This is a genomic window from Neobacillus niacini (assembly GCF_036961885.1).
GTDB lineage: Bacteria > Bacillota > Bacilli > Bacillales > Cytobacillaceae > Neobacillus > Neobacillus niacini_H.
In genome coordinates, this window is record NZ_JBALNQ010000038.1 from 1 (window position 1) to 20,330 (window position 20,330).

The following is a 20,330-nucleotide window of genomic DNA, read 5'->3' on the forward strand; positions in this document are numbered from 1 at the left end:
GCGCCCGTAGCTCAATTGGATAGAGCATCTGACTACGAATCAGAAGGTTGTAGGTTCGACTCCCGCCGGGCGCACCATATATACGGGAAGTAGCTCAGCTTGGTAGAGCACTTGGTTTGGGACCAAGGGGTCGCAGGTTCGAATCCTGTCTTCCCGACCATTCTTTCATTCGTTAATTTCAAATGGGGCCTTAGCTCAGCTGGGAGAGCGCCTGCTTTGCACGCAGGAGGTCAGCGGTTCGATCCCGCTAGGCTCCACCAATTTTACGAAGCAAAGTATTTACAATAATTTTATATTTGGCGGTGTAGCTCAGCTGGCTAGAGCGTTCGGTTCATACCCGAAAGGTCGGGGGTTCGACTCCCTTCGCCGCTACCAATGTTTTTTGCGAAATAAATAACCAAAATGAGGACCTTTAGCTCAGCTGGTTAGAGCAGACGGCTCATAACCGTCCGGTCGTAGGTTCGAGTCCTACAAGGTCCACCAGTAATTTTATGTTTTTTGGAGGAATACCCAAGTTCGGCTGAAGGGATCGGTCTTGAAAACCGACAGGCGGGTCAAACCGCGCGGGGGTTCGAATCCCTCTTCCTCCTCCATATTATTTAGTTTCCTTTATATTGTCGCGGGGTGGAGCAACGTGCGTTCCTTCACTGAATAAACTGCGAGTTGTATCAATCGAGCTGCTGCTTGCATAGGCTTACTGAGATTGATACAGTCCTTACAAACTAAGGGCATGAGTAAGAAGTTTCCTTTATATTGTCGCGGGGTGGAGCAGTCCGGTAGCTCGTCGGGCTCATAACCCGAAGGTCGCAGGTTCAAATCCTGTCCCCGCAATTTGGTCTGGTAGTTCAGTTGGTTAGAATGCCTGCCTGTCACGCAGGAGGTCGCGGGTTCGAGTCCCGTCCAGACCGCCATTATGTTGGCTCAGTAGCTCAGTCGGTAGAGCAAAGGACTGAAAATCCTTGTGTCGGCGGTTCGATTCCGTCCTGAGCCACCATTTTATTTTTTTAGTTTAGTTAAATATATTATGATGGCGATTGTGGCGAAGTGGTTAACGCACCTGATTGTGGTTCAGGCATTCGTGGGTTCGATTCCCATCAGTCGCCCCATCTATTATTTTTTGCGGGTGTAGTTTAGTGGTAAAACCTCAGCCTTCCAAGCTGATGTTGTGAGTTCGATTCTCATCACCCGCTCCATTTATTTATGGGCCTATAGCTCAGCTGGTTAGAGCGCACGCCTGATAAGCGTGAGGTCGATGGTTCGAGTCCATTTAGGCCCACCATATTTTTTAACACTATAATAATTTAATTTCCATTATTCCGCAGTAGCTCAGTGGTAGAGCTATCGGCTGTTAACCGATCGGTCGTAGGTTCGAGTCCTACCTGCGGAGCCATTTTTTTATGGGGAAGTACTCAAGAGGCTGAAGAGGCGCCCCTGCTAAGGGTGTAGGTCGGGTAACCGGCGCGAGGGTTCAAATCCCTCCTTCTCCGCCATAAAATATTGGCCCCTTGGTCAAGCGGTTAAGACACCTCCCTTTCACGGAGGTAACACGGGTTCGAGTCCCGTAGGGGTCATACAGAAGGGCTGATGATATTATATCATCAGTTTTTTTGTTGTCTAAAAAATAAGGACAAATCGCAGCTAGTGACCACTCATCATATTTTTCTTCCAAATTCCCTCCAATTGTTCAGAAATTTTCTAAGAAATTTGTAATTTATATCAAAAGGCAGATGTCCATTCTTCTAAATTAGACCCCGCAGCTTGTCTATTCAAAAAGGCTGTTTCTTAACTGAAAAAACTATATCGATATAGTTTAATCCTTTCATGCATTACTTTATAAAACACTGATAACGCTTACATTTACAGGATTCTATCAATAAACTCAAGTTGGTGTTTCTTAGAAATAAATAATATTATTTACCCAAAAACAGTAAAAATCTTTATATAATCTCGTCGTTTGCTGAAGGAAAACTTGTTAGTTCTTGTCGAAACGTGTTGAAGCGCATCAACAAATGACCAATTAGATATTATATTGTCAGAAAAGATAAAAAAGTTTTACAAGGATTATTTGTTATTTGCACTTATAATTAACCTTTGAAATACATTTTCACAAGGATGAGGTTAAAAATGGCAGTGAATACTTTATATCCAACCGAATATCAGTTGCATTTATTTCATGAGGGAAACCTTTTTCAAAGCCATCAGTTATTTGGCTCCCATGTGCTTACGGATTCAGACAAAGTATATACGCGATTTTGTGTATGGGCACCTAATGCGAAAGAGGTTAGACTAGTTGGCAATTTCAATAGCTGGAATGGAGAAGGCTACGAGTTACATAGGGTAAACAATGAGGGTGTATGGATTTTTATCATAAATCAAGACCTGAATGGATGCCTCTATAAGTATGAAATTATTACAGCACATAATGAAAAAGTCTTAAAAGCAGATCCATTTGCATTTTACTCAGAAGTGAGACCAAATACTGCTTCTATCGTTTATTCATTGAAAGATTATCAATGGCAGGATAACCTTTGGATTCAGAGGAAGGAAAAAAGAAGTTACTTATCGGATCCACAAGTAATCTATGAGGTTCATTTTGGTTCTTGGAAAAAACATGACAATGGTGATTTATTAACATATAGGGAAATGGCTTCAGAACTCATTCCTTATGTGATTGAACATGGTTTTACACACATAGAGATATTACCTCTTATTGAGCACCCCTTTGACGGTTCTTGGGGATATCAGGGAACTGGCTACTTTTCAGCAACCTCTCGTTATGGTACTCCAAAGGACTTTATGTATTTTGTAGATCAATGTCATCAAAATGGAATCGGCGTTATCCTTGATTGGGTACCTGGGCATTTTTGTAAAGATTCCCATGGTTTATATCGGTTTGATGGGTCACATATTTATTCGTATCAAACAGAAAGTGACAGGGAAAACCGAGTATGGGGTACTGCGAATTTTGATCTTGGAAAAGGTGAGGTTCAAAGCTTTCTAATCTCAAATGCATTATTTTGGATAGAGTATTTTCATATAGATGGAATCAGGATGGATGCAGTCGCAAATATCATCTATTGGCCAAACTCAATTGAAAATCGCCTCAATCCATTCGGAATTGAATTTTTAAAAAAATTAAATGTTGAAGTTCATGACTATGATCCTACCTTTGTCATGATTGGCGAGGATTCGACCGATTTCCCAAATGTGACGGCTCCTGTCCATTACGGTGGACTAGGATTCGATTATAAATGGAATATGGGATGGATGAATGACATGTTAGAATACATGGAAACTCCGCCATATTCTCGGTCTAACGCTCATTCTAAAGTAACTTTTTCGCTCTGGTATGCCTTTTCTGAAAATTTTATGCTTCCATTTTCACATGATGAGGTCGTCCATGGCAAAAAATCACTGTTAGACAAAATGCCGGGAGATTACTGGGAAAAGTTCGCCCAATTACGATTACTTCTTGGGTACATGTTTGCACATCCAGGTAAGAATCTTTTATTTATGGGTTTTGAGATAGGACAGTTTTCAGAATGGAAAGATAAAGAACAGTTAGATTGGAACTTATTAGATTACGAAATGCACCAAAATATAAATATGTATGTTAAGCAGTTAACAAAGATATACAAACGATCAAAAGCTCTTTATGAACTAGATCATATGCATGATGGTTTTGAATGGATTGACTGTAATAATGTTAGCCAATCCGTATTTTCTTTTATTAGAAAAGGTAAAAAGGAAAATGATTATCTAGTAATTATCTGCAACTTTACAGGAGTACATTATCCTGAATTTAAAATTGGCGTTCCAGCTCAAGCTGAGTTTCGTGAAATCTTTAATAGTGACCATCAAGACTTTGGCGGAGCTGGATTTATTAATAAAAAAACATTTACTGCTTTAGAAGAGCCGTTTCATGGAAAACCTTATTCCGTTAATGTGACGATACCGCCTTTTGGGTTTCAGATCATTAGACCAGTGAAAAAACGAAAGGAGAGAAAAGGAAATGGGAAAGAAACAGTGCGTAGCCATGCTATTGGCAGGAGGGAAAGGAAGCAGACTTAACTCGCTTACGAAAGATTTAGCGAAACCTGCTGTACCTTTTGGTGGAAAGTACAGAATAATAGATTTTACATTAAGTAATTGTGCAAATTCCGGTATTGATACTGTGGGTGTGTTAACACAGTATCAGCCAATGGTTTTAAATTCGTATATCGGTATTGGCAGTGCATGGGACCTTGATCGTAAGGATGGAGGGGTAACCGTTTTACCCCCATATGCAGAGACTTCAGAAGTTAAATGGTATACGGGGACTGCAAGTGCCATTTTTCAAAACCTTAATTATTTGAAGCAATATCAGCCTGAATATGTGCTAATTTTATCAGGTGATCATATTTACAAAATGAACTATGAGAGCATGTTGGAATATCACATTGAAAAGAGAGCGGATGCGACGATTTCTTTAATCGAAGTTCCATGGGCGGAAGCGAGCCGTTTTGGGATAATGAATACAAACGAGGATTTGAGAATAACAGAATTTGAGGAAAAGCCGGCAGAGCCAAAAAATAATTTAGCATCGATGGGAATTTATATTTTTAACTGGAAAATTCTAAAAGAATATTTAGAGATGGATGCTAGAAATTCAAAATCCTCACATGATTTTGGCAAAGATATCATTCCAATGATGTTAGAGGAAAATAAAAAGTTGTTTGCCTATCCTTTTAAAGGCTATTGGAAAGATGTAGGAACGGTTAAAAGTCTTTGGGAAGCCAATATGGATCTTTTAAATGATGAATGTGATTTAGATTTGTTTGATCATAATTGGAGAATCTATTCTGTTAATCCAAATCAACCACCTCAATATATCTCTCCAGGAGCCGTTGTTAAGGAATCGTTAATTAACGAGGGCTGTACGATAGAAGGGGAAATTGATAATTCAGTTCTATTTCAAGGGGTTAGTGTCGGTAGAGGTTCAATAATAAAGGAATCTGTGATAATGCCTGACGCAGTAATAGGAGAAAACGTTAGGATTGAAAAAGCAATCGTTCCAAGTGACACGATCATTCCAGATGGAACTGTTATTTGTTCATGCGATGATGAAATTATCCTTGTTACGGAAGAAATGTTAAGTGGTTTATATCCTGCTTTTTAATAAATGGAGGGACTAGTATTGAAAAGAGAGTTATTAGGTGTTATTGACGCAACCACGTACCATGATGATTTAGAGGAACTTTTAACACACCGTTCACTTGCTGCCCTGCCTTTCGCGGGACGTTATCGAATTATAGATTTTGTTCTTTCTAATATGGTAAATTCAGGAATTAGGAGTGTAGCCATCTTCCCTAAAATGACCTATCGTTCCTTAATGGATCATCTTGGCTCGGGTAAGAATTGGGATCTTAATCGCAAACGCGATGGCCTATTCTTTTTTCCTACTCCTGTTGTTGATACGAATATAAATAAAATTGGATCATTTGAAAATTTTGCTGCGAATCTAGATTTCTTTTATCGCAGTTCCCAAGAGTATTCAATTATTACAAATTGTTATACGATTTTTAATATGAATTTCAAACCATTGTTAGACAGTCATATTGACTCTGGGTGTGATATTACCGAAATCCACCATGAAGATGGTTCTCCTATGGAGATGTATTTAGTAAAAACTTCCCTACTCATTAAATTAATTGAAACAAGATATGAAACAGGTTATACATGCATGAGGGATGTCGTGTTAGACCCTGAACATCATTACTCTATTTGCCGATATGATTATTCGGGTTACGCGGTAATGATTAATTCTATCCAAAACTATTTTTCTACTAGTTTAAATTTATTAAATTCAGATGTTTGGAAGCAGTTGTTTATTAAAGAACAGCCTATCCTGACTAAGGTAAAAGATGAGCCGCCAACTCGTTATTTTAAGGGATCTATTGTACAGAATGCAATGATTGCTAATGGCTGCCTAATTAATGGAACAGTCGAGAATAGTATCGTATCCAGGGCTGTTAAAATTGGTAAAGGTGTAGTCATTAAAAATAGCATCATTATGCAAAAGTGTGTGATTGAAGATAATTGTTACCTCGATTCCGTAATTTTAGATAAAGATGTAAGGATTGAAGCTGGTACCATTTTAACAGGTACCGCTAAGGATCCTTTTGTTGTTCGGAAAGGTACAAAACAGGGAGCGTTGATGAATTCGTGAAGGTATTATTTGCAGTTTCAGAATGTGGTCCATTTGCTAAATCAGGAGGGCTTGCAGATGTAGCAGGCTCTCTGCCTAAAGAGCTGAAAAGTCTTGGTACGGATGTTAGGGTGATCCTTCCTAAGTATGGGAGTATTGCAGATGACTTTAAAGCGGATATGAAAAAAATTAAAGAATTTACTGTGCCGGTTGGCTGGAGAAATCAATATTGTGGGATTGAGGAACTCTGCTATCAAGGAGTAACTTATTACTTTGTGGATAATGAATATTATTTTAAACGGGATGGCTTTTATGGATATTACGATGATGGTGAAAGATTTGCCTATTTTAATCGGGCTGTGTTAGAAGCACTAGCACAACTTGATTTTTATCCAGATGTACTTCATTGCCATGATTGGCATACGGCTATGATTCCATTTTTATTAAGAATGGAATATTACAAGCGAAAGGGCTACGGGCTGATCCGAACTGTTTTTACGATTCATAATCTGCAATTTCAGGGTATTTTTCCAAGAGAAACGCTAGGAGATTTACTGGGATTAGATTGGGGATCGGTTCAACCTGAACATTTAGAGTTTTTTGGCTGTATTAACTTTATGAAGGGTGCTCTTGTTGCAGCAGATGAAATTACAACGGTAAGTCCAACCTATAAACTTGAGATTCAAACACCTGCATATGGAGAAAAGTTAGATGGTCTTTTGAAAACGAGAGAAGAAGATCTCGTTGGAATCTTAAATGGTATCGATGATAAGTTTTATAATCCTGCCTATGATCCTTTAATCTATAAAAAGTACACAACAAATGAACTTGAAAATAAAGCAATCAACAAAAGCAAAGTTCAAGAATACTTTGGATTACCGCAAGATCCAAATAAACCATTAATGGTCATGATTACTCGGTTAACAAAACAAAAGGGGTTAGATCTTGTAAAATGTGTGTTAAAAGACATACTTCATGAAGATATTCAAATGGTCGTCCTCGGTACAGGAGATTATAGATATGAAGAATATTTGCGTCAGGCTGCAAACACCTATCCAGATAAATTAAAGGTTCACATTGGTTTTAGCGAGGGAATGGCGCATAAGCTCTATGCAGCGGCTGACTTATTTTTAATGCCGTCCTTATTTGAACCATGCGGACTTGGGCAGCTAATTGCTATGAGGTATGGTGCGGTTCCAATTGTACGCGAAACGGGCGGTTTAAATGATACGGTAGAATCCTGGAACGAACTGACAAATGCAGGAAATGGTTTTTCTTTTAAAAATTTTAATGCCCATGACATGCTGTATACCATTAGAAGGGCATTAAGCTTTTATCACGATCCCGCATGGGAAACAATTGTTCAAAATGCGATGGAAAAAGATAACAGCTGGGCACAATCTGCATTTAAGTATAATCAGCTATATGCAGGGCTGATCTCGAGGAGTGAAACCCATGTTTTCTAATACAACCGAGTTTAAGAATACCTTTCTGAAAAAATTGAATATGGTCTGCGGCAAGAGCTTCTCAGAAAGTGCATCGAGAGACCATTACCAGACACTTGGGATTATGATTCGAGAATTTGTAAGTTTGGATTGGATAAAAACGAATGAACGATACCTTGCAGCAAAGGGTAAACAAGTCTATTATTTATCAATTGAATATTTGTTAGGAAAATTGTTAAGGCAAAACTTAATTAATTTAGGTATTGAAGAAACAGTACAAGCGGGACTCCGCGACCTTGGTATCGACTTAAGTCATCTTGAGGAATTAGAAAGTGATGCAGGCTTAGGAAATGGTGGATTAGGTAGACTAGCTGCTTGTTTTCTTGACTCCCTTGCCTCGCTCAATCTTCCAGGACACGGTCATGGGATTCGTTATAAGCATGGTTTATTTGAGCAGAAAATAGTAGATGGATATCAAGTTGAACTACCGGAGCAATGGCTCAGGAGTGGCAATGTCTGGGAAGTACGGAAAGCCGATTTGGCCGTTAAAATCCCTTTTTGGGGTAAGGTTGAAGGGAAAACAGAAAATGGCCAGCTGGTATTTCAGCATTTGAATGCGGAAACGGTCACAGCTGTTCCACATGATATGCCAGTGATCGGCTTTAATTCAGAAACAGTGAATACATTAAGATTATGGAATGCAGAACCTTCACAATTCCCTGTCCATCAGGACATATTGCAATACAAACGAGCAACTGAATCTGTTTCAGAATTTCTCTATCCAGATGATACGCATGATGAAGGGAAAATTCTAAGACTCAAGCAGCAATATTTTTTAGTTTCAGCGAGTATACAGTCCATCATCAAAACGTATCGAAAACAATATAGTAGTTTAAAGGAATTCCATCAGCATGTATGTATTCATATAAATGATACCCACCCAGTTTTGGCCATTCCGGAATTAATGAGAATACTTATTGATGAGGAAGGATTGGATTGGGATCAAGCCTGGTATATTACAAGGCATACCATTTCCTATACAAATCATACGACATTATCCGAGGCATTGGAAAAGTGGCCGGTCCGGATTTTTCAGCCTCTTTTGCCACGTATCTACATGATTGTTGAAGAAATCAATAAACGGTTTTGCGGAGAGTTATGGGAACAATACCCAGGAGATTGGGATAAAATTGCCGGCCTAGCAATCATTGCTGACGGATATGTAAAAATGGCTCCTTTAGCAATAGTAGGAAGTTTTAGCGTAAATGGTGTGGCCAAGCTCCATACAGAGATTTTAAAGAAACGCGAAATGAAAGAATTTTATCAATTGTTTCCAGAAAAATTCAATAATAAAACAAATGGAATCGCCCACCGCCGCTGGCTCTTGAAAGCGAATCCGGATTTATCATCTTTCATTACCGATTCCATTGGCTCATCTTGGACACACTCACCTACTGACTTAATTCAATTATTAAAATATCAAGATGATTCATCCTTCATGGAACAGCTATTGAGAATTAAAACGGATAACAAGCAGCGGCTAGCTGAAGTAATCCAAAGTAAAAACGGGATTGTTGTGGATTCTTCTGCTATATTTGATGTCCATGTAAAGCGTCTGCATGCCTATAAAAGACAGCTGTTAAAGGTATTACATATCATGTATCTTTATAATCGAATTAAAGAGGATTCTAGTTTTTCGATGGTACCAAGAGTATTCATTTTTGGGGCAAAGGCGTCTCCAGGATATTATTATGCGAAGAAAATTATTAAACTAATTAATACAGTTGCAGAGAAAGTTAATCATGATCCCTTTATTGGGGATAAAATGAAAGTTGTATTCCTCGAGAACTATCGAGTATCACTAGCGGAAAAAGTTTTTCCAGCTGCTGACTTAAGTGAACAGATATCAACAGCAAGCAAAGAAGCCTCTGGTACAGGTAACATGAAATTTATGATTAATGGGGCTCTGACAGTTGGAACCATGGATGGTGCGAATATTGAAATTCATGAATTAGTCGGGGATGAAAATATTTATACTTTTGGTCTTTCTGCAGATGAAGTCCTGCATTATTATCAGCATGGAGGTTATCAATCGATTGAATATTATCACCATGACAGCCGAATCCGCCAGGCTGTTGATCAGTTGATAAATGGATTTTTTCCGGGTGTTTATAACGAATTTGAACCTATCTTTGATTCTTTGCTTGAGGAAAATGACCAGTACTTTGTTCTAAAGGATTTTGCCGCTTATGCTGATACGCAAAAGTCAATTGGAGAAACCTTTAGAAATCAGCATGTCTGGCAAAAAAAATGTCTAATTAATATCGCACATGCAGGTTATTTCTCGAGTGATCGGACAATAAAAGAATATGCAGATCAAATTTGGGGTATTAAACCAGTATAATAAGAAATGCGGAAGTGCCCTGGTCAGCGGCGTATGGCCTGGAGCGCTGCAACTGAGATAAAGGAAACACGAAGGCGATTCGATGTTGACTTATCGTAGGGCGGAGAGTGAAGGACACTAGCCGCTAGGGCACTAGAGCTGGACAGTAAACTAAGTTTAAAAACTTATACTTTTATCTTTTAAAAAAGGCTTCTGCATACATGCAGAAGCCTTAGCTATTTACGAAACAAAATGCCCGATAAAAATACCAATAGCCAGTAGGAATCCAAAAATTGTATTGGTTTGCGCCGTAGCTTTCATAGCGGGTGCCATTTGAATTGGTGAAATTCCTGCTTTAAAGCCTTTAATTGCTTTCATCGCTTTAGGAATGCTTAGGAGCACGATGGCTGTCCATATAGGAGCGACCGCTGTGATAATTAAACTTAATACCCAAAGGAATGAGAACCCAAACATGTAAGCCATCAGCGTAACGGCCCTCTTTTTACCAATAAGAATAGCTAAAGTTCTTCGGCCACTTTCTTTATCTCCATCTAAATCCCTAATATTATTGGAAAAATTAATCGCACCAACAAGAACTAAAATAGGAATTGAAATGAGGACGCTAGTAGTCGTTACCATACCAGTTTGAATAAAGAATGAAATTAAAATGATTAACATTCCCATAAAGAACCCTGCAAAAATCTCTCCAAATGGAGTGTATGCAATCGGATAAGGTCCTCCTGTGTATAAATAACCAACTGCCATACACACTAGTCCAAGAACTGCCAGCCACCAGCTAGTACTCATACAAATATATACCCCAAGCAGTAAAGCAATCCCATAAAAGCTTAGAGCGATTTGCATGACGGTTTTTGGCTTAATTCCGTCGCGGACAATGGTACCGCCGATTCCAATTGAATGTTCATTATCCAGCCCGCGTTTAAAATCATAATACTCATTAAACATATTAGTGGCTGCTTGTATTAATAAACTTGCAAGTAACATGGTGAAGAAAAGTCCAAAGTGTATTTCTCCATGTTCAAGTGAAAGAACTGTACCCAGCAATACTGGCACAAATGCCGCTGTTAATGTATGGGGACGGGTCATTTGCCACCATACTTGAACACCACGATTCGATTCGACAGCCTGCTTTGAAGTATGCTGTAAATTTGGCTGCATTCTCTTCTCTCCCTTTTATAATATTTTCTCTATCTATAGTTATATTGGACTATTGTTTTGAGACATTCCAACCCTTAGTATATGAAATCCGACAACAAGGGTCAAATATTTTTTATTAGGTAATATAGCAGATAATTCCTGTCTGATTATTAATGAGAATTTGGAGGAAAAATGAATTAAACGAATAGAAATAAAAATAAAACCCTGCTCGGTATGTTTTACGTTATAATATAGTATTGAAGAGGATAGGTAGTGACAAGTTATACTGACTTCTTTACAATGAAAGTGGTATCTTATAATAGGCAATAAAATGAATGGATAACAGTCAGTCGACTGTTTTGGAGGGATTTTTTTTGGTTACCATTCAGGAAACAGAATTAAAAGAAAGGGGTCTTTTGGCAGTTCATACAGCTAAAAAACTCGGCAGGCCAATTTTAATTAGTGAAGTTCATAATATGGACACGATTGACCCATTGTGCTTTTTCAATAGAGGAAGAGAGCGCTATTTTGGGGAACGTTTCTATTGGAAAGATCCTTCGGAAGAGGCAGTGCTTATTGGTCTTGGCATATCAAATCAAATTCAGTCGGATCAGGCTACTGACCGCTTTTTTCATGTGGAAGAAGAGTGGAATAAATTTTTAAAGGATAGTCTTATCTTTAACCCATATCAGGAAAATGGCCTGGGTCCCGTAATGTTTGGGGGGTTTTCTTTCGATCCGCTTAAAGCAAAAACACCACTTTGGTCAAAATACGCTGATTCTTTATTCCATATTCCAAAATATATGTTAACCATTGTTAAAGGTCAAACATTTTTAACTACCAATATTGTTTGTACTCCGAATGATGATGTTACACTTTTTGAAAAAGTCATCAGTGAGCGAGCACAGTTACTCACTTCGCTCGAACAAGATTTAGATTGTAACACAGGAAAGCTTCTTCACACGAAGGAAATTGCACCTATACAGTGGAAGCAGAGCGTTGATGAAGTGGCAGAGGAATTGAAAACTGGATCATTAAAAAAGGTTGTTCTTGCCAGAGAGCTTAGACTTGTCTTTGATGAGAAAATTAATTCAGAGGCTATTCTTGAAAATCTGTACCATCAACAGCGAGATAGCTTTATCTTTGTTTTTGAATCTAATGGTGATTGTTTTATTGGAGCAACCCCAGAAAGGCTTGTAAAAAAACAAGGAAACAGTGTGTTCTCAACCTGCCTTGCAGGGTCTATTCGCCGCGGAAAAACGGTAGTTGAGGATGAGAGTTTGGGGCAGACATTACTAAATGATCAGAAAAACCTGATTGAGCATGGATATGTGGTTGAAATGATTAAAGCAGCCTTAGAAGAATCATGTGAAGAAATTATCTTACCGGATAAACCGCAATTAATGAAAATTAGGGATATTCAACATTTGTATACACCAGTAATTGGTAAATGCCAAAAGGATGCATCCTTGCTTTTATTAGTTGAGAGGCTTCATCCAACCCCTGCCCTTGGAGGGCTGCCAAAACAAGAAGCTGTTGAAAAGATTAGACAAGTAGAGGAATTAGACCGTGGTTTTTATGCGGCACCACTTGGATGGGTAGATTATCGAGGAAACGGTGAGTTCTCCGTTTCGATACGGTCCGGACTCATCCAAGGAAATGAAGCATCATTATTTGCAGGATGTGGTGTTGTTGCCGACTCGGACTCTGAAAGTGAATATTTGGAAACTAGTTTAAAATTTAGACCAATGCTACGTGCCCTTGGAGGGAATTAATATGAGTCATCAAGCTACATTAACAGCCTATTTAGTCGCCTTTGTGGCAGAGTTAGTACAAACAGGGATAACAGACGTTGTCGTTAGTCCGGGGTCCAGGTCAACCCCTATGGCAATGGTGATGGCTGAACATCCAGATGTGAACATTCATATTCACGTGGATGAACGTTCAGCAGCATTTTTTGCATTGGGAATCGCTAAAGCTACTAACAAACCTGTTGCGATTTTATGTACATCTGGAACAGCGGCTGCTAACTACTTTCCAGCAATTGTTGAAGCCCGTTATTCTCGTGTTCCATTGCTCGTTCTAACGGCAGACAGACCGCATGAGCTTAGAGATGTAGGCGCACCACAGGCAATCGACCAAATCCATTTATATGGACACCATGTAAAATGGTTTGCAGACATGGCTTTGCCTGATAATAGCAAAGATGTAATCCGTTATGCCAGGACTGTTAGTGCACGTGCAGCAGCAATTGCCACGGCCGCACCTGCTGGTCCAGTCCATTTAAATTTTCCATTCCGAGAACCGCTAATTCCAAAATTAGATGGAGAAACCTTCCAATTAGAAGAGCGGCCTAAAGGATATGTTCATGTCCGTAATGGAGAATTGACGATTGATGAGGATGAATTCAAAAAAATTTCACTAAAACTAAATAGCTATAAAAACGGAATAATTGTTTGTGGAAATATTGGTGACGAACAATTTGCTCAGGCTGTCACAGATTTATCTGCCGCATTAAGGTTCCCAATCTTGGCCGATCCATTATCACAACTCCGAAGTGGAAAGCATTCGCTTGAAAATATTGTGGAGGCATATGATACATTCTTACGGAATGAAGACGCTAAGGTATATTTAAAACCTGATGTTATTGTGCGGTTTGGGGCTATGCCAGTATCAAAGGCGTTAACCATTTTCTTAAAAGAAAATCATCAGGCAGACCAATTAGTCATTGATGGTGCTGGTGGATGGCGTGATCCAGCTTCATTATCAACCGAAATGATTTACTGTAATGAATCGATTTTTTGTGAGCGGTTGCTAGCTCTTACAGAAAAAAGAGAGTCAGCAGAATACCTTGAAAAATGGCTAGAAGTAAATAATCTTACAAAAGCAAACATGGCACTAATAAAAGATAGTCAGAAATTAAGTGAAGGTCGATTATTCTATCAAATAGCTGATCTGCTTCCTGAGGGAGCAACATTATTTGTTGGCAATAGTATGCCGATTAGAGACTTAGATAGTTTCTTTCTAAATAATCAAAAATCAATTAAAGTAATCGCCAATAGAGGTGCAAATGGTATCGATGGGACCGTTTCGGCTGCTTTAGGTGCAGCATTATACTCCCAACCCTTATATTTGGTCTTAGGTGATCTTACTTTTTTCCATGATTTAAATGGTTTAATAGCAGCAAAACTATATGGTATTGATATCCAAATAATTGTTGTTAATAATAATGGTGGCGGAATTTTTTCCTTTTTACCACAATCAGAGCATCCAAAGAATTTTGAACTTTTATTCGGTACTCCGTTAAACTTAGAATTTGAACATGCTGTTCGGATGTTCAACGGGAACTTTACTAAGGTAAAAGACTGGGAACATTTAAGTGAACTAATGAACCCTTCTGCCGAGGTAAAAGGATTGAATGTATATGAAGTAGTAACCAACAGAGAGAGCAACCTGACAGAACACCGTGAATTTTGGCGTATTGTTTCCCAGGAAATATCAAATTATGTCAAAGGTACTCATTAATGAAGGTAAATAGTAACGGTCTAAGTTTTCATGTCGAAGACTGCGGTAGTCGCGACCAATTTCCTATGCTGTTATTACATGGATTTACAGGAGACTCATCCACCTGGACATCTTTTTGTTCCGTTTGGGGCAAGCATTCCAGATTAATCATCCCGGACATTATCGGACATGGTAAAACAGATGCACCAGAAGAAATAGCTCATTATAAAATGGAAGCCGCTGCTGCAGACATTATATTGATCTTAGACCAGATGGAAATTGTTCAAATGGACGTCCTCGGCTACTCAATGGGTGGCAGACTGGCACTGACAATTGCTCAGTTATATCCAGAGAGAGTTCGAAAGCTTATTTTAGTCAGTGCTTCACCAGGATTGAAAACAGAGGAAGAAAGAATGCTTCGCCGTATGAAAGATAGGGAACTAGCAAACTTTATTAATGAACATGGAGTTAAATCATTTGTTGACTATTGGGAAGCCATTCCGCTTTTTTCAACAATGGCCAGCCTGCCAAATCGACTCAAAGAATTGATACGGGAACAAAGGTTGTCAAATATTGCTAGAGGTCTATCTAATAGCTTATTAGGGATGGGGACTGGGTCTCAGCCCTCTTGGTGGGACAGATTAGATAAGCTTAGCTGTGAGGTATTACTTATTACAGGAGAAAAAGATGAGAAATTCTGTAGAATTGCTGAGAATATGCAAGCGGAAATGAAAAAAGCTTCATGGATTGTAATAAATGAAGGTGGACATGCAATTCATGTGGAACAAAAAGAAAAATTTGGTACAATAGTAAGTGACTTTTTGTTAATACATAAATAGGGAGGAAGATTGTTTTGACAGTAGAATGGATTGCAGCTCGTAAATATGAAGAAATTCTTTATGAAACATATAACGGAATCGCGAAGATCACCATCAATCGCCCACATGTACATAATGCCTTTACACCAAGAACCGTTAGTGAATTAATTGATGCCTTTGCTTATGCACGAGATGATTCCAGTGTTGGAGTTATCGTGTTAACTGGAGCAGGGGATAAGGCGTTTTGTTCTGGCGGTGACCAAAAGGTTCGCGGACATGGCGGCTATGTGGGTGAAGACCAAATCCCACGTTTAAATGTTCTGGATCTTCAACGTTTAATTCGTGTCATTCCAAAACCAGTCATTGCGATGGTAAAGGGATACGCGATTGGCGGCGGACACGTCCTCCACGTAGTTTGTGATTTAACGATTGCAGCAGACAATGCTGTTTTTGGACAAACAGGACCAACTGTTGGAAGCTTTGATGCAGGTTATGGATCAGGCTATCTTGCAAGAATTATTGGACATAAAAAGGCTCGTGAAATTTGGTACCTCTGCCGTCAGTACAATGCACAGGAAGCACTAGATATGGGCTTAGTAAATACTGTTGTTCCGCTTGAAAAAGTGGAAGAGGAGACCATCCAGTGGTGTAATGAAATGCTCGAGAAAAGCCCAACAGCACTGCGTTTCTTAAAGGCTGCAATGAATGCAGACACAGATGGCTTAGCAGGTCTGCAGCAATTAGCTGGTGATGCAACACTTCTTTACTATACAACAGAAGAAGCCAAAGAAGGCCGCGACGCATTTAAAGAAAAGCGTAAGCCTGATTTCGGCCAATTCCCACGTTTCCCTTGATCTAAAAGTTTATACATTGCAGCTTGATGGACTCCATCAGGCTGTTTTTATATCGAAAAGAAAGCAGTTGAAACTGAATGCAATTTGAGACTATGCCTAATTTTCTAAAAAACAGAGCGTTTTTAACACCTGACAGAACGGCTGTATATTTTAATGAAATGACAATGACGTTTAAGGAACTTTATGATGAAGCCTATCACACTGCTGGAAAGCTGCAGGGGTTAGGCGTGCTTAAAGACCAATATGTAGGAGTTTTATTAAAGAATCATGTTGATACTGTAGTCATTTTATTTGCCCTGCAGCTGCTTGGCGTTAAAGCTGTAATCCTAAATAACCGCTTGACGACAAAAGAATTAATCTGGCAGCTGAACGACTCGAGAGCTACTGCACTTTTGTTAGAAACTGAATTTCAGGAAATTAAACACGGAGTAGATATACCTGCTTTTACGAAAGAACAGGTATTTGCAGCAACACTAGAAAGGCCATTTATCCAAGAAGAAATAAACTTAGGTGATGTCTGTACGATTATGTATACGTCAGGTACGACAGGGCATCCGAAAGGTGTGGTGCAAACGTTTGGCAACCATTGGTGGAGTGCTGCGGGTTCCGCATTGAATTTAGGATACACGGAAAATGACCGCTGGCTTTGCAGCGTCCCGCTTTTTCATATAAGTGGTTTCTCCATCTTAATGCGTAGTGTTATATATGGAATGCCAATTATTCTCCATGAAAGCTTTAGTGCAGAAAAAGCGATTATCGATATTAAAACCAAACAGGTGACCATTATGTCAGTGGTAGGGACAATGCTGACTAGAATGGTCGATACGCTTAAGAATTCACGGCTTCCAGTTCATTTCCGCTGCTTTCTCCTAGGAGGTGGCCCTGCACCCTTACCACTCTTGGAAGCATGTTTAGCTAAAAAACTACCCGTTTTTCAATCTTATGGCATGACCGAGACTTCTTCACAAATTGTTACTCTAGCACCTGAGTATAGCATGAATAAAATCGGTTCAGCAGGGAAGCCATTGTTTCCATCGCAGCTTAAGGTCGTTTTGGAAAATGGGGAAATTGCACCAGCAAAAGAAGCAGGGGAAATTGTCGTAAAGGGTCCCAATGTTACGGGTGGTTATTTATATCGTCCAGAGACTACAAAGGAAAAATTTTCAGAGGGCTGGCTTCACACTGGGGATATTGGCTATTTGGATGAAGAAGGCTTTTTGTATGTCCTTGACAGGCGTTCTGATTTGATTATATCAGGGGGAGAAAATATTTATCCTGCTGAAATTGAATCCGTTTTGTTAGCCTATCCAGATGTTGCAGAGGCAGGTGTCACAGGACTTAAGGATGACACATGGGGACAGGTTCCTGTTGCCTTTATTGTCCTAAAAGAAGGTGCAGAAGCTACTGAGAAACAGCTTCAAGAACATTGTTTAGAAAACTTGGCTAAATACAAAGTACCTAAAAAGTTCCTCTTTACCGAAATGCTACCAAGGAACGCGGCTAACAAATTACTGCGAAGGAAGTTGAGTAAACTGGTTAATGAGAGAAGGGATAACGATTGAAGATAGCAAACGTTAAACTGAGAGTGATAAGTATGCCATTAAAATCACCCTTTCACACACACCTGGGTACAGTAACAGAACGCGAAGGTATCATTGTCGAGGTAACAGATCCGAATGGAGTTTCAGGATTTGGTGAGGGTGTAGCCTTTTCCACTCCATGGTACACGGAAGAGACGGTCAAGACGAGTTTACATATTTTAAGTGATATTTTAATTCCCATGCTGATGAAGAATTCAATCGAACATCCAGAGGAAGCATCGATTTTATTTAAGTCGATAAGAAGAAATCATATGGCCAAGGCTGGTTTAGAGATGGCCATTTGGGATTTGTATGCAAAAATGAATGCTAAATCTCTATCAACTGTCATTGGTGGAACAAGAGCGAAAATTGCATCCGGTGTCGTGGTTGCGGCTGATTCGCTTTCAAGCTCTCTCAATCAAATCGAGAAGTACCTGGATGAAGGATATCAGAGATTTAAAATCAAAATTAATCCTAGGGACGATTATCGCTTACTTGCTGAAATTCTCCGTCATTATCCAGAGATTCCGCTTATGGCTGATGCAAATTCTGCTTATACTTTAAAAGACGTTGAACGATTAAAAGCACTCGATGACTTTAATCTTTTAATGATAGAGCAGCCCCTGGCAAGTGACGATATTATTGAGCACGCACTGCTTCAAAAAAGGTTAAAAACGTCGATCTGTTTAGACGAAAGTATTGTAAGCTTAGAGGATGCTAAAAATGCCATTGAACTTGGTAGCTGTAAGATCATTAACATTAAAGCAGGCAGAGTGGGTGGTCTTTATGAAGCTAAAAGAATTCATGATTATTGCCTAGATAAGGGGATCGATGTTTGGTGTGGGGGAATGATTGAATTCGGAGTATCCCGAGCACATAATATTGCTCTTGCGTCGCTGCCAGGCTTCACGATTCCAGGTGATATCTCTGCTTCAAATCGATTTTGGGAGGAAGATATCATTTCTCCCGAAGTAACCGTGGAAAAAGGATATGTATCTGTCCCTGCCTCACCAGGGATTGGGTTTGGGATCAATGAAAAGAGGATACGAGAACTAACACAGGTAGAAAAAACATTTAAATTTGAAAATAAATAAACCAGACAAAAAATGTCTGGTTTATTGTCTTCTATATATCTGAAGGTTCGAACGTTTTACAATCGGTTTCTTGGGTATTATCAGCGGTTTTTCCTGTATGGCTGACAACATATATACTTTCAGCGCTGCATTTATTTCCCTTGGCCCAATATGAGCAGTTATTAACTTCGCATAATACATCCTGTGCCATTCGTATCACTCCTTAATGTAATTCGTAATACAGAAATAGCATTTGATATTTTCCCTGCTATCATCCCTGTCAATAACAGGTAATCATCGCTTAATCGTTTAGTGCTGTCTTTAGTGTTTCTAAGTTCTGGTTCATAAGTGTAAAGTATGTTTCTTTATCCTTAATATTTTCCTTCGTTAGGATGCCTAAATTATGGAGCGGTAAAGCCCGTGCTCCAATTTCCTTCTGGACAATCTCTGCTAATTTGGATTGAACATTTTGTTCAAAAAGGATATATTGGATTCCCTCTTTATCGGCCAGTGAGATAATTTTTTCAAGGTCCCTCTGCGTTGGTTCGTTGGTAGTGGAGAGGCCGGATATACTATTTTCTTTAATGCCATATCTTTGTTCCCAATAGCTAAAGGCTGCGTGGGTGACAAGGATATTTTTATTTTTGGCAGTTTGCACCATGCTCTCAAATTTAAAATCTAATTCATCTAATTCTTTAGCGAGTTGTTGATAATTTTGATCAAAGGCCTCTTTGTTTTCTGGCATTTTTTCAACTAAGGAATCTCTAATAACTGCAGCCATTTCTTTAGAATAAATAGGATCAAGCCAGACATGTGGATTAAAATCTCCATGTCCATCATCCTCATGGTCTGCATCATTATCATGATCTTCAACAGGATTTAAAATAAGGTTTTCTGCAGTTGGAATCAGTGTGACCTTTTCATTTTTTAATGATTCCTTTGCCTTTTCAACAAAACCTTCTAAGCCCAATCCAATGTAGAAAAATAAGTCTGAGTCAGCTAGCTTGATCATATCCTTTTGGGATGGTTCAAATGTATGCTCATCCGCACCAGGTGGATAAACTGTGTTTACACGAACAAATTTATCCCCAATCCGTTCTGTAAAATATTGAAGAGGGAATACTGTTGTATAGATGGATAATTGATTTTTTTGATTTTCATTTTGCGTTTGACCCTTTTCGTCACCACAAGCAGTCAAGACCAAACTTACAAGTAAAATAAATATTGGAAAAAGAATAATTTTTTTCATAAGTGCTCCTTTAATGTTGGCTGTGTTAAAGGAATTTTTGAACCTGTTGATTGGAGTGAAAGGCGCTCGACTCCTGCGG

Annotated in this window: 14 protein-coding genes and 15 tRNA genes; 26 read left to right on the plus strand and 3 right to left on the minus strand. The window is 39.1% G+C overall.

Annotated elements, in window-relative coordinates:
- The 20 genes from V7124_RS16645 (at nt 1) to V7124_RS16740 (ending at nt 10,036) form a co-directional block, all read left to right on the plus strand.
- Nucleotides 1-77: transfer RNA gene (locus tag V7124_RS16645), tRNA-Arg, on the plus strand.
- Between the two features lie 6 nt (nt 78-83).
- Nucleotides 84-160 (plus strand) — tRNA-Pro (locus tag V7124_RS16650).
- Between the two features lie 24 nt (nt 161-184).
- Nucleotides 185-260, plus strand: a tRNA-Ala gene (locus tag V7124_RS16655).
- A 38-nt stretch (nt 261-298) separates the two neighbouring features.
- A tRNA-Met gene (locus tag V7124_RS16660) sits at nt 299-375 on the plus strand.
- Nucleotides 376-406: 31 nt separating this feature from the next.
- A tRNA-Ile gene (locus V7124_RS16665) sits at nt 407-483 on the plus strand.
- Nucleotides 484-500: 17 nt separating this feature from the next.
- Nucleotides 501-593: transfer RNA gene (locus tag V7124_RS16670), tRNA-Ser, on the plus strand.
- 164 nt (nt 594-757) lie between these two features.
- Nucleotides 758-831 (plus strand) — tRNA-Met (locus V7124_RS16675).
- 3 nt (nt 832-834) lie between these two features.
- Nucleotides 835-911, plus strand: a tRNA-Asp gene (locus tag V7124_RS16680).
- A 7-nt stretch (nt 912-918) separates the two neighbouring features.
- A tRNA-Phe gene (locus V7124_RS16685) sits at nt 919-994 on the plus strand.
- 36 nt (nt 995-1,030) lie between these two features.
- A tRNA-His gene (locus V7124_RS16690) sits at nt 1,031-1,106 on the plus strand.
- Between the two features lie 13 nt (nt 1,107-1,119).
- A tRNA-Gly gene (locus tag V7124_RS16695) sits at nt 1,120-1,193 on the plus strand.
- Nucleotides 1,194-1,202: 9 nt separating this feature from the next.
- Nucleotides 1,203-1,279, plus strand: a tRNA-Ile gene (locus tag V7124_RS16700).
- A 36-nt stretch (nt 1,280-1,315) separates the two neighbouring features.
- Nucleotides 1,316-1,390, plus strand: a tRNA-Asn gene (locus V7124_RS16705).
- 9 nt (nt 1,391-1,399) lie between these two features.
- Nucleotides 1,400-1,490 (plus strand) — tRNA-Ser (locus V7124_RS16710).
- A 9-nt stretch (nt 1,491-1,499) separates the two neighbouring features.
- Nucleotides 1,500-1,571 (plus strand) — tRNA-Glu (locus tag V7124_RS16715).
- A 553-nt stretch (nt 1,572-2,124) separates the two neighbouring features.
- Nucleotides 2,125-4,071: a 1,4-alpha-glucan branching protein GlgB gene (gene glgB, locus V7124_RS16720; RefSeq protein WP_335416937.1), complete on the plus strand. Its 1,947-nt coding sequence runs from the start codon at nt 2,125-2,127 to the stop codon at nt 4,069-4,071.
- Complete coding sequence (locus V7124_RS16725; RefSeq protein WP_335491186.1) at nt 4,013-5,158, plus strand: glucose-1-phosphate adenylyltransferase; 1,146 nt, start codon at nt 4,013-4,015, stop codon at nt 5,156-5,158. Before glgB ends, V7124_RS16725 begins: the two co-directional genes overlap by 59 nt.
- A 3-nt stretch (nt 5,159-5,161) precedes the next feature.
- Entirely contained in the window at nt 5,162-6,208 is a 1,047-nt protein-coding gene (locus V7124_RS16730) for a sugar phosphate nucleotidyltransferase (protein ID WP_335491189.1), read from the plus strand.
- Nucleotides 6,205-7,653: a glycogen synthase GlgA gene (gene glgA, locus V7124_RS16735; RefSeq protein WP_335491191.1), complete on the plus strand. Its 1,449-nt coding sequence runs from the start codon at nt 6,205-6,207 to the stop codon at nt 7,651-7,653. The genes V7124_RS16730 and glgA overlap by 4 nt, the downstream gene beginning before the upstream one ends.
- Nucleotides 7,643-10,036, plus strand: a complete 2,394-nt coding sequence (locus V7124_RS16740; protein ID WP_335491194.1) for a glycogen/starch/alpha-glucan phosphorylase — start codon at nt 7,643-7,645, stop codon at nt 10,034-10,036. The genes glgA and V7124_RS16740 overlap by 11 nt, the downstream gene beginning before the upstream one ends.
- A 219-nt stretch (nt 10,037-10,255) precedes the next feature.
- Here V7124_RS16740 and V7124_RS16745 read toward each other — a convergent pair whose 3' ends face one another.
- Nucleotides 10,256-11,194, minus strand: a complete 939-nt coding sequence (locus V7124_RS16745; protein WP_335416947.1) for a 1,4-dihydroxy-2-naphthoate polyprenyltransferase — start codon at nt 11,192-11,194, stop codon at nt 10,256-10,258.
- A gap of 353 nt (nt 11,195-11,547) precedes the next feature.
- Here V7124_RS16745 and V7124_RS16750 point away from each other — a divergent pair, with 353 nt between their 5' ends.
- The 6 genes from V7124_RS16750 to menC all read left to right on the plus strand — a co-directional run bounded on the left by V7124_RS16750 (nt 11,548) and on the right by menC (nt 19,023).
- Nucleotides 11,548-12,948 carry an isochorismate synthase gene (locus V7124_RS16750; RefSeq protein ID WP_335491199.1) on the plus strand — a complete coding sequence of 467 codons (1,401 nt, stop codon included), beginning with the start codon at nt 11,548-11,550 and terminating at the stop codon, nt 12,946-12,948.
- A gap of 1 nt (nt 12,949) precedes the next feature.
- On the plus strand, nt 12,950-14,698 hold the full coding sequence (gene menD / locus V7124_RS16755) for a 2-succinyl-5-enolpyruvyl-6-hydroxy-3-cyclohexene-1-carboxylic-acid synthase (protein WP_335491202.1): 1,749 nt from the start codon (nt 12,950-12,952) through the stop codon (nt 14,696-14,698).
- Nucleotides 14,698-15,516, plus strand: coding sequence for a 2-succinyl-6-hydroxy-2,4-cyclohexadiene-1-carboxylate synthase (menH, locus tag V7124_RS16760; protein ID WP_335491204.1), 819 nt, complete (start codon nt 14,698-14,700; stop codon nt 15,514-15,516). The genes menD and menH overlap by 1 nt, the downstream gene beginning before the upstream one ends.
- A 14-nt stretch (nt 15,517-15,530) precedes the next feature.
- Nucleotides 15,531-16,349 carry a 1,4-dihydroxy-2-naphthoyl-CoA synthase gene (menB, locus tag V7124_RS16765; RefSeq protein WP_335416954.1) on the plus strand — a complete coding sequence of 273 codons (819 nt, stop codon included), beginning with the start codon at nt 15,531-15,533 and terminating at the stop codon, nt 16,347-16,349.
- A 77-nt stretch (nt 16,350-16,426) separates the two neighbouring features.
- Nucleotides 16,427-17,911, plus strand: a complete 1,485-nt coding sequence (locus tag V7124_RS16770) for an o-succinylbenzoate--CoA ligase (RefSeq protein ID WP_335491208.1) — start codon at nt 16,427-16,429, stop codon at nt 17,909-17,911.
- Nucleotides 17,908-19,023: an o-succinylbenzoate synthase gene (gene menC / locus V7124_RS16775; protein ID WP_420490557.1), complete on the plus strand. Its 1,116-nt coding sequence runs from the start codon at nt 17,908-17,910 to the stop codon at nt 19,021-19,023. The genes V7124_RS16770 and menC overlap by 4 nt, the downstream gene beginning before the upstream one ends.
- Before the next feature lie 31 nt (nt 19,024-19,054).
- Here menC and V7124_RS16780 read toward each other — a convergent pair whose 3' ends face one another.
- Both V7124_RS16780 and V7124_RS16785 read right to left on the minus strand, forming a co-directional pair.
- Nucleotides 19,055-19,213, minus strand: coding sequence for a DUF1540 domain-containing protein (locus tag V7124_RS16780; protein ID WP_335491211.1), 159 nt, complete (start codon nt 19,211-19,213; stop codon nt 19,055-19,057).
- Between the two features lie 90 nt (nt 19,214-19,303).
- The coding region (locus tag V7124_RS16785) for a metal ABC transporter solute-binding protein, Zn/Mn family (RefSeq protein ID WP_335491215.1) at nt 19,304-20,330 on the minus strand (1,027 nt) is incomplete at its 5' end.